Annotated in this window: 13 protein-coding genes; 4 read left to right on the forward strand and 9 right to left on the reverse strand. The window is 67.6% G+C overall.

Annotated elements, in window-relative coordinates; genetic code table 11:
- Window positions 1-11: 11 nt before the first annotated feature.
- Window positions 12-1,706 carry a long-chain fatty acid--CoA ligase gene (locus AC3AP7_RS28625; protein ID WP_487363661.1) on the reverse strand — a complete coding sequence of 565 codons (1,695 nt, stop codon included), beginning with the start codon at window positions 1,704-1,706 and terminating at the stop codon, window positions 12-14.
- A 219-nt stretch (window positions 1,707-1,925) separates the two neighbouring features.
- Here AC3AP7_RS28625 and AC3AP7_RS28630 point away from each other — a divergent pair, with 219 nt between their 5' ends.
- Window positions 1,926-3,263: a leucine-rich repeat-containing protein kinase family protein gene (locus AC3AP7_RS28630; RefSeq protein ID WP_487363662.1), complete on the forward strand. Its 1,338-nt coding sequence runs from the start codon at window positions 1,926-1,928 to the stop codon at window positions 3,261-3,263.
- A 287-nt stretch (window positions 3,264-3,550) separates the two neighbouring features.
- On the opposite strand, the gene AC3AP7_RS28635 is transcribed toward AC3AP7_RS28630, so the two are convergent.
- The gene (locus AC3AP7_RS28635) at window positions 3,551-3,799 is read right to left on the reverse strand and encodes a hypothetical protein (protein WP_487363663.1); all 249 of its coding nucleotides are present in this window, start codon (window positions 3,797-3,799) and stop codon (window positions 3,551-3,553) included.
- 724 nt (window positions 3,800-4,523) lie between these two features.
- On the opposite strand from AC3AP7_RS28635, the gene AC3AP7_RS28640 reads away from it, so the two are divergent.
- The 3 genes from AC3AP7_RS28640 to AC3AP7_RS28650 all read left to right on the forward strand — a co-directional run bounded on the left by AC3AP7_RS28640 (window position 4,524) and on the right by AC3AP7_RS28650 (window position 8,258).
- Window positions 4,524-6,158: an acyl-CoA synthetase gene (locus tag AC3AP7_RS28640; protein WP_487363664.1), complete on the forward strand. Its 1,635-nt coding sequence runs from the start codon at window positions 4,524-4,526 to the stop codon at window positions 6,156-6,158.
- 340 nt (window positions 6,159-6,498) lie between these two features.
- Window positions 6,499-7,545 (forward strand): glycosyltransferase family protein, encoded by a 1,047-nt coding sequence (locus AC3AP7_RS28645; protein WP_487363665.1) that lies wholly within the window; start codon window positions 6,499-6,501, stop codon window positions 7,543-7,545.
- A gap of 341 nt (window positions 7,546-7,886) precedes the next feature.
- Complete coding sequence (locus AC3AP7_RS28650; RefSeq protein ID WP_487363666.1) at window positions 7,887-8,258, forward strand: hypothetical protein; 372 nt, start codon at window positions 7,887-7,889, stop codon at window positions 8,256-8,258.
- Between the two features lie 28 nt (window positions 8,259-8,286).
- Here the strand turns inward: AC3AP7_RS28650 and AC3AP7_RS28655 are convergent, their stop codons facing one another.
- From AC3AP7_RS28655 to AC3AP7_RS28685, 7 genes are all read right to left on the reverse strand, one after another.
- Window positions 8,287-9,762: an NCS1 family nucleobase:cation symporter-1 gene (locus AC3AP7_RS28655; protein ID WP_487363667.1), complete on the reverse strand. Its 1,476-nt coding sequence runs from the start codon at window positions 9,760-9,762 to the stop codon at window positions 8,287-8,289.
- A 220-nt stretch (window positions 9,763-9,982) separates the two neighbouring features.
- On the reverse strand, window positions 9,983-10,531 hold the full coding sequence (locus AC3AP7_RS28660; protein ID WP_487363668.1) for a phasin family protein: 549 nt from the start codon (window positions 10,529-10,531) through the stop codon (window positions 9,983-9,985).
- Window positions 10,532-10,718: 187 nt separating this feature from the next.
- Window positions 10,719-10,916: a hypothetical protein gene (locus tag AC3AP7_RS28665; RefSeq protein WP_487363669.1), complete on the reverse strand. Its 198-nt coding sequence runs from the start codon at window positions 10,914-10,916 to the stop codon at window positions 10,719-10,721.
- A 465-nt stretch (window positions 10,917-11,381) separates the two neighbouring features.
- Entirely contained in the window at window positions 11,382-12,734 is a 1,353-nt protein-coding gene (locus AC3AP7_RS28670) for a YbfB/YjiJ family MFS transporter (protein ID WP_487363670.1), read from the reverse strand.
- A 155-nt stretch (window positions 12,735-12,889) separates the two neighbouring features.
- Window positions 12,890-13,120: a DUF2783 domain-containing protein gene (locus AC3AP7_RS28675; RefSeq protein WP_487363671.1), complete on the reverse strand. Its 231-nt coding sequence runs from the start codon at window positions 13,118-13,120 to the stop codon at window positions 12,890-12,892.
- A gap of 33 nt (window positions 13,121-13,153) precedes the next feature.
- A complete protein-coding gene (locus AC3AP7_RS28680; protein ID WP_487363672.1) occupies window positions 13,154-14,872 on the reverse strand; it encodes an FAD-dependent oxidoreductase in 1,719 nt (572 codons plus the stop codon).
- A gap of 34 nt (window positions 14,873-14,906) precedes the next feature.
- Complete coding sequence (locus tag AC3AP7_RS28685) at window positions 14,907-15,866, reverse strand: MBL fold metallo-hydrolase (protein ID WP_487363673.1); 960 nt, start codon at window positions 15,864-15,866, stop codon at window positions 14,907-14,909.
- Window positions 15,867-15,881 lie beyond the last annotated feature (15 nt).

Genomic DNA, 15,881 nt, shown 5'->3' on the forward strand with positions numbered 1-15,881 from the left:
ACGCGCGGCCCTCACTGGGCGTCGCCCGACGCGGACCCGCGCGCGGCATCCTCCTCCTGCAGCTTGCGCCACAGGATCTTGCCGCTGCCGGACTTCGGCAGCGACGCGACGAATTCGACGATGCGCGGCGCCTTGTACGGCGCCATCTGCTCGCGCGCCCAGCCGATCACGGCCTCGCCGGTCAGGGTGTCCGCGTAGCCGGCGGCGGGCACGACGAGCGCCTTCACCGTTTCGCCGCGGCGCGGGTCGTGCGTGCCGATCACGCACACTTCCTGGATGCCGGGGTGCCGGTACATCAGCGCCTCCACCTCGGCCGGCCAGACCTTGTAGCCCGACGCGTTGATCATGCGCTTGAGCCGGTCCGTCATGAAGAAGTAACCCTCCGCATCGACGTGGCCCAGATCGCCGCTGCGCAGAAAGCGCTTGCCGTCGAGTTCGACGAACGCGTCGGCCGTGCCCTTCGGGTCGCGCCAGTAGCCTTGCATCACCTGCGGACCGTGCATCACGATCTCGCCCGACTCGCCCTGCGGCCGTTCTTCGAGCGTGACCGGATCGATCACCCGCGCATCCACGTCGAACACCGGCACGCCGAGGCATTGCGGCTTCGGCCGCCGCGGCGGATTGATGTGCGTCGCGGCGATCGTCTCCGACATGCCGTAGCCTTCGACGTAATCGAGGCCGGTCAACTGCTTCAGCTTGCGCGCGATCGCATCGGGCATCGCGGCGCCGCCGCCGCGCACGCCCTGCAGATGCGACAGATCGTAGTCGACAAGCTTGGGGTTCGACAGGAAGTCCACCATCATCGTCGAGATCGACTGCCACGCCGACACGCGATGCCGCTGCATGTAATGCGCGGCGGCGTCGCGATCCCAGCGGCTCAGCAGCACGACCGTGGCCCCCGCGAAGAGCGGCGCGTTCATGCCGCCCTGCATTCCGGTCACATGAAACAGCGGCAGCACCGACAGGTGCACGCTGTCCTGCGTGCCGCCAAACCATGCGCAACTGCCTGCCAGCGTGCTCATCACGCTCCGATGGGTGTGCATGCAACCTTTCGGCCGGCCCGTGGTGCCGGACGTATACGGCATCACGCACAGGTCGTCGGGCCCGGTGCACAGCGCGCCGGGCGCATGCTGGCGTGCAAGTGCGTCGTGCCAGGCCGTCACGCCGTGCCGGGCGAATGCGCGGCGCGGCGCGCTCACGCACGCAGGCGGCTCGAACGAAGGCGGCACATGCAGATAATCGCTATAGGTCGCGACGATCGCGTGCGCGAGCCCGTGCGGCGAGGCGTCGTCCAGCAGCGGCTCGACCTGCTCGACCCGTTCCTGCGACACGAACACGGTGCGCGCGCCGCTATCCTGCACGTAGTGACGCAGCTCGCCGGCGAGATTCATCGGATTGACCGGCACGACCACGGCGTTCGCGCGCAGGATCGCGTAGTAGGCAATGATCCATTGCGGGCTGTTCTGCATGTACAGCAGCACGCGGTCGCCCGCCCGCACGCCGCACACGTGCTGCAGGAAGCCGGCCATCTGCTCGCACTCGCGGCGGAACTGCGCGAAGCTCAGCGGCGAATCGTAGAAGAGGAGAAACGGCTTGTCCGGGTAGCGGGTCGCCGATACTTCGGCGTTGTAGAACAGGTTCGTCTGCGGGAGGCTCAGGTGGCGCGGTACGCCCTGGGGCCAATGGGCGTGATGAAGCGTGTTCATGACGGTCTCCTGCCGTGCCGGGATGCCGGGGCGCCGGGGGGACCGGCCATGCGGCCCATCATACGTGCGCGTCCGCGCGCTGTAAATAAAAGCACGATCATTCGTTTCACGACGGACCGACGCGCCGGCACGACCGACGCAAGCGCGATGACCGGTGCATAACCGGTACAATCAGGGCCCCTTACGGAACGATTCGCCGCGGCCCTCCGCGCCCTGAACTTGACCCAGCCGATCCTCGACCGATTGCGCGCCGGCCAGCTGAGCGGCGCCCGCCGACTCACGCTCGGCGGCGGCCTCACTGATTTTCCGCGCGACATCTTCGCACTCGCCGACACGCTCGAAGTACTCGACCTGTCCGGCAATGCACTGACGTCGCTCCCCGACGATCTGCCGCGCCTGCACAAGCTGCGCATCCTGTTCTGCTCGGGCAACCGCTTCGACACGCTGCCCGAGGTGCTCGGCGAGTGCGCGCAACTCGACCTGATCGGCTTCAAGGCCAACGCGATCCGGACGGTGCCGGGCCGTGCGCTTCCGCCGGCGCTGCGCTGGCTGATCCTGACCGACAACCGGATCGACGCGCTGCCGCCCGAACTCGGCCGCTGTACGCGCCTGCAAAAGCTGATGCTCGCCGGCAACCGGCTGCGAACGCTGCCCGACGAGATGGCCGCGTGCACGCGGCTGGAACTCGTCCGGCTGGCGGCAAACCGGCTCGCCGGCCTGCCGGCCTGGCTGCTGGCGCTGCCGCGGCTTGCATGGCTTGCGTTCGGCGGCAATCCGTTCGCGCAAGCGCTCGAAGACGGCGCGCTCGCCACCGCGCCGATCCGTCGCGTTCCGTGGACATCGCTCGCGATCGGCCCGATGCTCGGCGAAGGCGCATCGGGCGTGATCCACCGGGCCGAACTGCGCGACTCTTCCGGCGGCAGCACGCGCGACGCCGCGGTGAAGCTGTTCAAGGGCGCCGTCACAAGCGACGGCCTGCCGCACAGCGAAATGGTCGCGTGCCTCGCGGCCGGCGCGCATCCGAACCTGATCCCCCTGCTCGGCAAGGTCGACGATCACCCGGCGGCGCGCGACGCGCTCGTGATGTCGCTGATCGATCCGCGTTTCGGTAATCTGGCCGGGCCGCCCAGTCTCGACTCGTGCACCCGCGACGTCTATGCGGACGGCCTGCGTCTGACGGCGGCGAGCGCTGTGCGCATCGCCGCGGGCATCGCGTCGGCGGCGTGCCATCTGCATCGGCGCGGCATCCTGCACGGCGACCTCTACGCGCACAACATCCTGTATCGCGACGACGGGCAGGCGCTGCTCGGCGATTTCGGCGCAGCGTCGTTCTATGCGCGCGCAGGCAGCCGCGATGCACCTGCGCTCGAACGCATCGAGGTTCGCGCGTTCGGGCGTCTGCTCGAAGAATTGCTCGCATGCATCGAGCCGCACTCCGGCGCGCCATCGGCGCCGAATCCGCTTGCTGCGTTGAAGGACGCGTGCCTCGCGACGGACGTCGCCGCGCGGCCCGGCTTCGAAGCCATCGACGCGTGTCTGTCGGGACAACTCGAATGACGTGAGTCCGTGCGCGGCCGGCGCACGCCACGCGGGAGCATCGGAAGAAAAGTGCAGGAACGAGCGGGAGCGCGCGAGAAGGCGCGCAGGAATAACGCGTGTGATGCGTCGCGCGGCCCGTCTCGATGCACCGCAGCAAGTCACACTCAAACGCATTCGTGCAGCGAGGCAAAAGTGTCTCGCTGCAGACCGGCCAACTCATCGGTTCGGTCTGTTGCGGCGCACTTGCCGTGCACCGCGTCATACGTCAGACAGAATACCCGCCGCCGAAGCGGGAAAGCCGGTGCCTAGTTGCGGGCGATCACGTCGTTGAAGCGGGCCTCGCCGGTGACGAGACAGCTCGACAGGAAATTCTGGCTCTGCCCGCTCGATGCCACCTCGGAAAAGCCCTTGCCGAGCGCACCCAGCCGGACCAGTTCGGCGCCCTTTTCACAGGACACCGCACCGCCTTCGCCCACCTGGGCGTGCGTCAACGCACGGCCGACGGTCAGATAAGCAAGGAGCATCAGTACAGCGATATTAAATGCGCGTCTCATGGTTTCCCTCCTTTCAACACAAGACTAGCGCTAACCATTCCCGCACGATGTAAGGGCTTTCCCGATCAGGGGCGTGCCGAATGATTTAAATCAATCAGGACGGCGCAATTTACCGATTGCCAATGCGCGAGAAGCTAAATTTTCTGCATCCCGTATCAATTTAAAGAGGCACTTCACACACATTCTGCTGCATCGCGCGCTTGATGCAGCGCGGCAATGAGTTGCAGCGCAACACATCTGAAAAATCAGACCTTTTTGCTTGCTGCAACGCAGAAACAGGCTGCGGGTAAACGCGATTCTCCATTCATTATTTTCACTTCCCGACCGTATCTGGCATCGCCAATGCTCTGCACTACCAACCAGCGCTTTCTTTTAACGAAGCGGATTTACGCCATTCAGCATGGCGTCCGGTTCGCGTTTAATCTTCTGCATAAATCGGGCCAATGCGCTTTGGCATGGCGAGACTCACGCGGGCCTCATCACCAAGGATTACGCCATGGATGCAGCGGCAATATCCGGCCGGGCGGCGTCGGGCGGCACGCCGCCCGCTCCGGAGCATGACCGCCCATTTTGTGAGCCATACTCAATTTAAAACAGATGCGTCATCCACGGGAGTTGGGCGGTTTTTCCGCGCCGATGCGCGGGCATCACCCACTTGACCGGGACCGTACCGTGAGATTTACTCACGTTTTGCGATACCCAATCCCCCCGAAGGAGTCGGTTCATGCTTGCAGAAGGCGAGTCGTACGACACACTCGCGGCCACGTTCGCGTGGCACATTCCCGCGCGCTACAACATCGGCGTCGACGTCTGCGACAAATGGGCGGACGGCTCCGGCCGTCTCGCACTGATCTACGAACAGCGCGACGGCAGCGCGGTGCATTACACGTTCGACGATCTGCGCCGGCGGTCCGCGCAGTTTGCGCACGCGCTGCGCGTGCACGGCGTCGGTGCGGGCGAGCGGGTCGCGATCTTTCTGCCGCAATCGCCGCAGACGGCGATTGCGCACGTCGGCGCGTACAAGGCCGGCTGCGTGACGGTGCCGCTGTTCGCGCTGTTCGGCGTCGACGCGATCCAGTACCGGCTCGAAAACAGCGGCGCGGCCGCGCTCGTCACCGACGCCGCGGGCCTGCAGAAACTCGCGGAGATCCGCGCCACGCTGCCCGCGCTGAAAGCGGTGTACTGCGTCGACGCGGCGCCCGGCGCCGACGCGCATCCGTTCGACGCGACGCTCGACGCGCAGCCCGACACGTTCACGCCGGTCGACACCGCCGCCGACGATCCGGCGGTGATCATCTACACATCCGGCACGACCGGCAAGCCGAAGGGCGCGCTGCATGCGCACCGGGTGCTGCTCGGCCATCTGCCGGGCGTCGAGCTGTCGCAGGCGTGCTTTCCCGCCCAGGCGAAGCTGATCTGGACGCCGGCCGACTGGGCGTGGATCGGCGGCCTGTTCGACGTGCTGCTGCCGGCCTGGCACCACGGCGTCGCGGTGCTCGCGCGGCGCTTCGACAAATTCGACGGGGAGGCGGCGTTCGATCTGCTCGCGCGCCACGCGGTCACGCACACGTTTCTGCCGCCGACCGCCCTCAAGATGATGCGCACGGTCGCGCATCCCGAGCGCTGGACGCTCGCGCTGCGCGCGGTGGCGAGCGGCGGCGAATCGCTCGGCGAGGAGCTGATCGCGTGGGGCCGCACCGCGCTCGGCGTGACGATCAACGAGTTCTACGGGCAGACCGAGTGCAACGTCGTGGTGTCGTCGTGCGCGACGCTGTTCGAGCCGCGCATCGGCGCGATCGGCAAGGCGGTGCCGGGCCACCGGGTGGCGATCGTCGACGACGCCGGCACGCCGCTGCCCGCCGGCACGACCGGCCACATCGCGATCGCCCGGCCCGATCCGGTGATGTTCATCGGCTACTGGCGCAACGAGGCCGCCACCCGCGACAAGTACCGCGGCGACTACCTGCTCACCGGCGACCTCGGCCAGTGCGACGCGGACGGCTTCATCCGCTTCGTCGGCCGCGACGACGACGTGATCACCAGCGCCGGCTACCGGATCGGCCCTGCGTCGATCGAGGATTGCCTGCTGCGGCATCCGGCGGTCTGCATGGCAGCCGTAGTCGGCGCACCGGACCCGCAGCGCACCGAGATCGTGACGGCGTTCGTCGTGCTCAACGCGGGCTTCGCGCCCGGCGATGCGCTCGTGCGCGACATCCAGCAGCACGTGAAAACGCGCCTCGCCGCGCACGAGTATCCGCGCGAAATCCGCTTCGTCGACGCGCTGCCGCTCACCGCGACCGGCAAGGTCATGCGCAAGACGCTGCGCGAAAGCCTCGTGGCCGGCAAGGCAAAGGGCTGACGGGGGCGGCGGGGGCTGGCCGCCGTGTGTGCCGTGTGTGCCGTGTGTGCCGTGTGTGCCGTGTGTGCCGTGTGTGCCGTGCCGTGCCGTGCCGTGCCGTGCCGAGCCGAGCCGAGCCGAGCCATGCCATGCCATGCCATGCCATGCCATGCCATGCCGTGCCGTGCCATGCCATGCCGTGTGTGCCTGCCATAGCCGCCCTGGCTGCCGCAGCAGGCACGGCGGCCGCCCGAAGCGCAGCAGCAAAGGCGGGCAATGCACGGCATAATGCGGGGCATCGACTCGAGGGGCGCGCGCATGCCGCGCAGCCCGTTCCCCGCCTTGCCACGGACCCACTCCCTTGCGCACCCTAAGCGCCGACGAAGCGCTCACCCACGCCGGCTCGCTGCTCGCGCCCGATGGACGCATCGTCGCGCCATATGACCTCGAACAGCGCGACGACCCGATCGGCGCGCATATCGCGCTCGCCAGCCAGCCCGGCATCCTGAATGCGGCAGCCGCACCGTTCACGCTCGATTACGCGGCGGTGCGCACCGTCCATCTGATCAACGGACTCGGCGTGACGCTCGGCGATTCGATCATCGGGCTGGGCGCGGTTGCCGCGCTCCGACACGCGCATCCGCACGTGCGCTTCGTCGTCTATCGGCCCGAACAGGCGCCGCCGTTTGTCGAGGCGCTGTACGCGCTCGCGGCCGGCCAGCTGATCGATACGCGCCGGCTGCCGTGGCCGCTCGCGGAGGTGCCGGCGTCCGACACGCGGATCGACGTCGGCAACCAGCTGTTCTGGCCGGCTTTCATGACGCTGCCGATGATCGATTTCTTCCTCGTCGCCCTCGGCGCCGCGCCGCAGACGGTGCCGGCATCCCGCAAGACCAACCGCTGGCTGCAGACGCTGGCGCTGCCGCCGCTGCCGGATGCGTGGCACGCGCGGCCCTACGCGTTGCTGTGCGCGAACGCGAGCACGCCGATCCGCAGCATCGCGCCGGCGGCGCGCGGCGCGCTCGTCGAGCGCCTGTGGACCCGTTTCGGCTGGCCCGTACTCGGCTTCGGTCCGCTCGATCATCCGCACTATGTCGACATCGCGGCGCACTCGCGCAGCACCGCGCAGTTTCTCGCGTGGATCCGCCACGCGCGCTACGTGCTGAGCGCCGACACCGCCGCCGTTCACGTCGCGGCCGGCTTCGACGTACCGACCACCGCGTTCTTCACGACAGTCGCGCCCGAACTGCGCGTGCGCGACTATCCGCACTGCCGCGCGGTCATGCTCGCGCTGCCCGGCCTGCGCAACGTGCAGGCGAGCGAGCGGCCGCAGGATCTCGCGCGCCTCGAGACCGCCTACCGGCAGGCGCTGGCCGGCGAGCTGCCGTTCGCGGCGGCTGCACGCTGAAGGGGCGCGGAAGGGCGCTTGAGAGGGCCGTTGGACGGAACTGCTGGAAGGGGGCTGCTGAAAAGGGCCGCTGAAAAGAACCGCTGAAAAGGGCTGCTGAAAACGGCCGCTGGAAAGAACCGCTGAAAAAGGGCTGCTGAAAACGGCCGCTGAAAAGAACCGCTGAAAAAGCCTTCTGCCTCGTCCAGCGCGATTCGTTGTGCGCCACTGCGTGGGCGCGCCCACCTTGCCGCGGTTTTTGTGCCTCGTACAATGGGATCCGGCGTGCCGCAGACGGCCGCCTTCACGCCGTTCGCCACCGCGAGCGTCGCCGCGCCGCGCGCGGTTCGAGGAGTTCATCCATGGCACACCGCGAGTTTCTGCTGACCCATCAGGAGCTGGTCAAGGCGGTCATCATTCATCGGAACATACACGAGGGGTTCTGGCGGCTGAACATCAACTTCGACGTCGTCGCGACGCACGGCCAGCTCACCCCCGATCCCTGCCTCGCGGTGACGATCCGCGCAATCGGCATCATGCAGGCCACGCCGGGCGACACGATGGCGGTCGACGCCGCGCTGGTCAACCCCGCGCCGGCGCCCCGCGCAGCGCCCCATCCGCGCGGCGGGGCACAGTTTGCGCAAGACAGCTACCGCCGTATCGCCGTTCATCTGGACGACCATACGCCGCCCGCGAGCCTCGCGCCGCCACCCACGCCCACACCGGGGGAATGAGCGCGCCAGCGGCCGCGCGATACTGCGGCTAGCTGCGCCGCGCAGCACGCATTAGCGCGACGTAACACACGGCGCCCGCGACCGCGCCGATCAGCCAGCCGAGATTGTTGTCGGGCAACACGTGCAGCAGTTGCGAGCACAATTCCCAGCCAATCGAAATCGCGCCGGAAATCGCCAGCGCCGCGATGCCATAGCGGTTCCAGCCGCCGTCGTAGTAGAAGCGCCCCTGCGGCGACATGCTGTAAAGCTCCGCCGTTTCGACCTGCTGCTTCTTGATCAGATAGAAGTCCGCCATCATCACGCCATAGAGCGGCGCGAGCACCGCGCCGAACACGCTGACGAAGATCGTGATCGCCCTCGGACTGTCGACGAAGATCCACGGGCACACCAGCACCGCGAGAATCGACGCAACGAGTCCGCCCTTGCGGAAGTCGATGTGGCGCGGAAACAGATTGGCGATGTCGTAAGCCGGCGACACGAAATTGGCGACGATATTGATGCCCATCGTCGCGACGACGAAGGTCAGGCTGCCGATCACGACGGCCACCTTGTTGTGGATGTGCGCGACGATCGCGACCGGATCCATGATCATCGATCCGAACACGGTCGCGCTGCCGGACGTGACGATCACCGTGATGATCGCGAACACGACGAAGTTGACCGGCAAGCCGAGGAAATTGCCGACCTTCATCTGCCGCTCGCTGCGCGCGAAACGCGAGAAGTCGCCGAAATTCAGCAACAGCGCGGCAAAGTAGCTGACCACCAGCAGCGTCGCGTTGCCCATCCCGGCCAGTTGCGCGCCGCCGGACAGCGCCTTGCCGCCGAGCGTGAGGTCGAGGCTGCCGAGCCCCGCCTGCGAGAGGATCCATGCCATCAGCGCGAACATCACGAGGTACACGGCCGGCCCGCAAAAATCGATGAACTTGCGGATCGTCTCCATGCCGCGCTGGAAAATCACGAGCTGGAACAGCCACATGAACAGGAAACTGACCCAGCCGAGAGCGTCGAGCCGCAGAAAGCTGAACCCGTGCAGCGCCGCCGCGGCCGGCACGAACAGCAACAGCAACGTCGCAACGGCCTTCGACGCGAAGTAGGTTTGCACGCCGTACCAGACGATGCCGACCACGCCGCGAATCACCGCCGCGAGGTTCGCGCCCATTACGCCCATGCTGACGCGCGCCATCACCGGGAACGGGATGCCGTGCACGAAGCTCGGCTTGCCGACCAGATTCATCAGCCCATAGACGATCAGGATGCCGACCGTCAGCGCGATCAGCACCTGCCAGCCGGAAATGCCGAGCAGAAACAGGCTGGCCGCGAACGTATAGCCGCCGACGCTGTGCACGTCGGACATCCACATCGCGAAGATGCAATAGCCGGTCCAGGTACGCCGGTCGAGCGGCACCGGCGCGAGATCGTGGTTGTAAAGACGCGCGTCATGCGGCGCGGCCGCGTCGCCCGCGCCGTGCGGGGCGCCATTTTCGTAGAGCGGTGAGGTCGACATGTCTCCCCCTTCCTGCGTGCGTGCGCAGCCAACGGATGGCGGAACCGGCCGCAACGCGCAGCCGGACCGCAGGCGGCGGACGCCGCAAGCGCGCCGCCGGCCTGCTCGGGCAACCGTGACGATACTGACACGAAAAAATAACGTGTGCCGAATAGTCAGGCCGGCAACCCACCATGTGGGCTGCCGGCCGCACCGGAAGGAAGGAAATGACGGGAACGGCTTAGCGGGCCAGCGCGTCCGGCGTGCCGGGCGCGTCTGGCGCGTCCGATGCGCGCGGCAGCATTGCCTCGACGCCGCCTTCGGCCAGTTGCACGGCCTGCCGCACCGTCTTGTGAACGCTTTCGTAGAACACGTTGCCCGAATCGAGCACTTTCTTCAACGCGTCCACCGCGGCCTGCGAGCCCGCGGGCGCCTGCTTCGACACGTCTTCGAAGAGCGCCTGCCAGTGCCGGTTGCGAGCCTCGAAGCGTTCGATCGCGAGGGCCGTCAGCCGGCCTTGCGCACTGGCAGTCCACGCGTAGACGCCGCGCCAGTAGGTCTGCAGTTCGCCGGCGAGCGGGCCGTTCGCGCCCGCCTGCGCGAGCGCGGCCGCTCGCGGATCGGCCGCCAGCAGCACCGCCTGGGTCTGCCCGAGCGCCGCGTGTGCGGCCCGCAGATTCAGTTGCGCGAAGGTCTGCACGCCCTCGAACATCAGATTGGCCAGCCCGTAGACCATCGCGACGTTGGCTTTGTGGACCTCCGCATACGGGACCGGGGACAGCTCGTTCATGACATGGCTCCTGGAGTGAAGACGCGCCGCGGGTGCGCGGCGCGCCGGTCGGAATGGCTATGACGGGACCGATGCATTGCCCGGAACCGTTGATTATGTTGTGTATTTCTTCAGTACTGCAAACCGTGCAGAAGGATTCTCACAGTCTGATCGGGCTGCTGCGAGGGGGCTGGCTGGCGCCGGCCGTTCAGTGCAGCCGGCTTGCCGCGTCGAGCATCGAATGCCCTTCGTGGGTCAGGCGCGGCAGTGCGCCTCCGCTCGCCAGCTGTTCGAGCCGGACCAGTTGACGCTCCAGCAGCGCATCCAGGTCGGCGCGGTCCACCTCCAGTTGATCCGTCGCATCCTTGACCAGCATCAGCGTGGCGAATTCGTGAGGGCTCAGCATCTTCGTCTCCTGTGGGTATAGGGTGCTACATGGGGGTGCTACATGGGGGTGCTACATGGGGGTGCTACAGGGCCCGACCCGGGCGCCCATATCGCGCGACGCGCAATCCGGTGCAAAGCGGTCAGGGGTCCCCATCTTAATTCGGGAACACGTAAATGATCAATATATGGGAAAACCCTTTTTGACTTATTTTTGCTGTTCGTTCATGCGGAAAGCATCCGTATGATTTAATGGGCAATAAATAGTCAGTCCATATGGGCTCGCCCCCCGCCAGATGCTTGTCTGACAAGGGTTGCATACGCATGACATGCAACTGCGGGAAATCATTGCACGAATGTTCGTTATTCAATCGCGCAAACGTTGACCCGAATCAACGTAGTGCAATAAAAACCCGCCACGCGCGATCTGGCAAACGTTTTTCGATGAAATCATTTTCATCGGCTCCGGCGAACGCGCGGCGGGTTTTCATGCGCGCGCGCCGATCGGCCGCTGGCAGGCCGCCAGCCCCGCGCCGAGCGCGAGCAGCAGCGCGGAATACAGCAGACCGCGCGCGAGTCCCGCGCTATCGGAAATCCAGCCGATCGCGGTCGGCCCCACGATTTGTCCGAACGCGAACAGGATCGTGAATGCGCTGATGCCGCGCGCCCACTGCGACGCCGGCAGGTTGTGCCGCACGAAGGCGGTAGTCGACGCCACCGCCGACAGGAACGTCGCGCCGAACAGCACGCCCGACACGAACGCGACCGCCGGCTGCGTGAACAGCGCGGGCAGCAGCGTCGCGATGCCGAGCAGACCGTTGAGCACCGCGAGCGCGCCGCCGCCGCGCATCCGGTCGAGCAGGCCGGACCACACCCGCGCCGATACGACGGTTGCCGCGCCGAGCAGCGTATAGAACGCCGTCACCGTGGCGGCGCTCATCCCCGCGTTGCGCAGCAACGCGATGATGAACGTCATGTAGCCGATATAGCCGACGCCGAACAGGCCATAGCCTGCGAGCGCAAAGCCATAACGGCGCAGGCCGGGCGCGGGCGCGCCGGGCGACCCGGTTGCCGCCGCGCGCGCGCCCTGCGCATGCAGATGGCCGATGCGCGCGGCCGCGCGCGCCGCGGCGAACGCGCACGCGATGCACGCCGCCGCGAGCGCGAACCACGCGAACTGCCAGCCGTGCGCGGTCGCGAGAATCGTATGCGGCACGAGCAGCGCGGCGACGACGATCCCCCAGCCGGTGCCGCCGTAATAGAGGCCGAGCACGAGCCCGGCATCGCGCGGCCGTATCGAGGCGAGGTGCGCGGCCAGCACGCCGCCGCTCACGAAGATCAGCGCGCTCGCAGCGCCCGTCACCACGCGCAGCGCAAGCAGCGTGCGCGTGTCCGACGACAGGCCGCTGACCGCCATCCCGAGCGCGGTCAGCACGCAGCCGGCGACGAACAGCGCCTGCGCGTGCCGGCGACGCGACAGCGCCGGAAACGACAGTGCGCCGAGCAGATAACCGAGTGCGTTCGCGGTGTTCATCGCACCCGCTTGCGCGAAGTCCCAGCCGAGGTCGCTTTTCATCGCCGGCAGCAGCAACGCGTACGCGAAGCGCGCCAACCCCAGCGCGATCGCCGCGCCGAGCGACAATCCGACCGCGAGCCGCAGCGTATCGCGTCGCGACGGCGCGGGCGGGTCCGGCTCGCCGCTCGCCGCGCCGGCGGTCGCGGCGGCGCCCGCCGGCGCGGCATGCGCGTCGCGCGGACGGACGCTGGCCGTTGCCGTACAGACCGGTTGCGCGTGCAACGAATGGAAACGAACAGAAGCGGCGTTGGCGGATTCGGACATGAGCGGTGCGAAGAATCAGGACGCCGCTGGCAACGCTGCCGCGACGACCCCGCCATCATAGCCGCGCGCGGATGAATACGCCGCTCAGGCACGCGCACGCAAGCCCGTACGGTCCACCGGCGCGCCGCTTGCGCGCGCCGCCGCACGGGCGAACGCTAGGCTGCCGCCGGCGCGGCGACGCCGCCTGGCAAGCGCAGCGCGCCGCCGCGCGCATGCCGCATCGCTTCGAGCAGCGTCGCGTGTTCGCCGATGTGGTTCGCGAGCAGCAGGATCAGTTGCGCGTTGGCGGACTGGCTCTGTGCGTCGTCGAGATCGCGGTGCATGTCGATCAGCGCCTCGTAGAAATCGTCGGGGCGGGCGAGGTTGGGTTCGGTATTCAATGCCATCTGTGTCTCCTGCCGTGTCATGCGGGGCGGCGCTCAGGCCGTGCCGGCCACGCCCAGCGCGCGCGTCGCCGCCTGGGCGACGCGTGCCGCGTCGAGCCGTCGCCAGCGCGCGCAGACGTGCTGATCCGGGCGAATCAGGTAGAACGTGCCCGGGGTCGCATCGTAGCGGGCGACGGCCAGCCCGTCGGCGTCGTCCAGCACCTGTGCATCCGGCGCAACCGCGCGCCACGCGGCGGCGGGCGCGTCGCCGCCGCTCGTCACGAGCACCAGCGCGAGCGGCACCGGCGCTTCGCGCACGGCCCGCAACGCGTCGCGCTGCGCCGCGTCCGGGGCCCCCGCACCGCAGAACAGCACCCCGGTGAAGCGCTGCCCCAGGTGCGGCAGCAGCCATGCCGGCTGTCCGTGCGCGCGCACCGGCGCGTCGCAGCAAGCCGCACCGGGCATCATCGCCGCACTGAACGTATCGCGGTCCGCGGTATTGAGCGGCGAATCGCGCAGCACCGCCGGCACCGACAACCGGCCGCTATTCACGAGCCGGCGCGCGAACGCGTGATCGCGCGCGAGCGTCAGCACGGCGTCGCGAAACACGCGGCTCACGGCGCTCTTCGGCGTGATGAAATCGGTCGAACGGGTCGAATTGCAGATGTTTTCGTCAGCAGCGTACTCGCGCTCGCTCGCATACGTGTCGAGCAGCGCATCCTGGGCGCGCCCTTCCAGCACCATCTGCAGTTTCCACGCGAGATTCTCGGCATCCTGGATGCCGCTATTCGCGCCGCGCGCGCCGAACGGCGACACGCCGTGCGCCGAATCGCCCGCGAACAGCACGTTGTGGTGGCGAAACCGCGCCATCCGCACGCATGCGAACGTGTACACGCTGACCCATTCGAGCTCGAACTTCGCGTCCGGGCCGAGCAGCGCGCGCACCCGGGGAATCACGCGCTCCGGCGCCTTTTCGCGCACCGGGTCGGCGTCCCAGCCGAGCTGGAAGTCGATCCGCCAGACGTTGTCCGGCTGGCGGTGCAGCAGCACCGACTGATTCGGATGAAACGGCGGATCGAACCAGAACCAGCGCTCGGTCGGAAAATCGGCCTCCATCTTCACGTCCGCGATCAGGAAGCGGTCCTTGAACACGCGCCCTTCGCTGTCGAGCCCCATCATCTTGCGCAGTGCGCTGCGCGAGCCGTCGGCCGCCACCACGTAACGCGCGCGCAGCGCGTACTCGCCGTCCGGCGTCGCAACCGTCAACGTGGCGCCGGCGTCTTGGCCGCCCGGCGTGCCGTGGGTCGCCAGCCCAACCACCCGGCTGTTCCAGCGCAGTTCCAGATTCGGCAGCGCGCGCGCGCGTTCGAGCAGATAGCCCTCTACATAGTACTGCTGAAGATTGACGAAGGCCGGACGATGATGCCCCGCCTCCGGTAACAGATCGAACTGATAGACCAGTTCGTCTTTCAGGAACACCTTGCCGATGTTCCAGCTGATGCCCTTGTCGACCATGCGCTGCCCGCAGCCGAGCCGGTCGAAAATGTCGAGCGAGCGCTTCGAGAAGCAGATCGCCCGCGAGCCGGTCGACAGCGTGCAATCGTCGTCGACCAGCACGACGGGCACGCCGTGCTGCGCGAGATCGATGGCCGCCGTGAGCCCCACCGGCCCTGCGCCGACCACGACGACCGGGTGCGTCCCGGCCGGCGCATCCGGCTCCTGTTCGCGGCACCGCTGGTAGGCGAGCGACTGCCGCTGATAATCGATATCCATCCTGTGTCTCCTCCCGCTGCGCGGCCTGCGTTGCTCAAACCTGCAGCGCCGCCCACATCTCCTGGTCGCGCTGCGCGGTCCAGATGCGCGGGTGCGTGATGCCGCTCGCCTCGTCGAACGCGCGCGACACGTCGAACGGCAGGCAGTGCTCGTAGATGAACACGTGGCCGAACTTCGGGTCCATCGCTTCGCGCGCGAGCGCCATCGCCGCCTTCAGGTCCAGCTTGCGCGCGACCGCCTCGCGGCCCTGCTGCAGCAGCGTCGTGACGAAGTCCTTCGTGTAGTCGAGCCCGCGGTTGACCTGTTCGGGGCTGGTAAGCGCCGGGCCGCGGCCGGGGACGAGCTGGCGCGCTCCGAGCGCGCGCAGCGCGTCGAGCGTGGCCGGCCACTCGGCAAGCTGCGCGTCGCCGCAATAGCAGGCCGCTTCGTATTCGACGAGGTCGCCCGAGAACAGCACCTTCTGCGACGGCAGCCACACGATCGTGTCGCCTTTCGTGTGCCCCGCGCCGAGGTGCGCGATGCGCACTTCGAGCTTGCCGAGAAACAGCGTGAGCTCGCGGTCGAACACGAGAGTCGGCCACGTGAGCCCCGGCACCGTCTCGACGCCCGCGAACAGGCGCGGAAAACGCTCGATTTCCGACTTCATGTCGGCCTCGCCGCGCTCGACGATCATCTCGTACGTGCCGCGGCTGGCGATCACCTGCTGCGCCCCTTGCGCGAAGTACGCCGACGCGCCGAGCACGCGCACCGCGTGGTAATGCGACAGCACGACGTACTTGATCGGCTTGTCGGTCACGCTGCGGATCTTCGCGATCAGGTCTTGCGCCATCGCGGGCGTCGCGGTGGTGTCGACGATCAGCACGCCGTCGTCGCCGATGATCACGCCGGAGTTCGGATCGCCCTCCGCGGTGTACGCGTACGCGTTCTCCGAGAGCTGGGTCCACGTGATCTTTTTGGCTTCGAGGTCTGCCTGGGATGCGAATGCCTTTGCCATGCCTGTCTCCATCGA

Source organism: Paraburkholderia sp. PAMB 6770 (genome assembly GCF_057748135.1).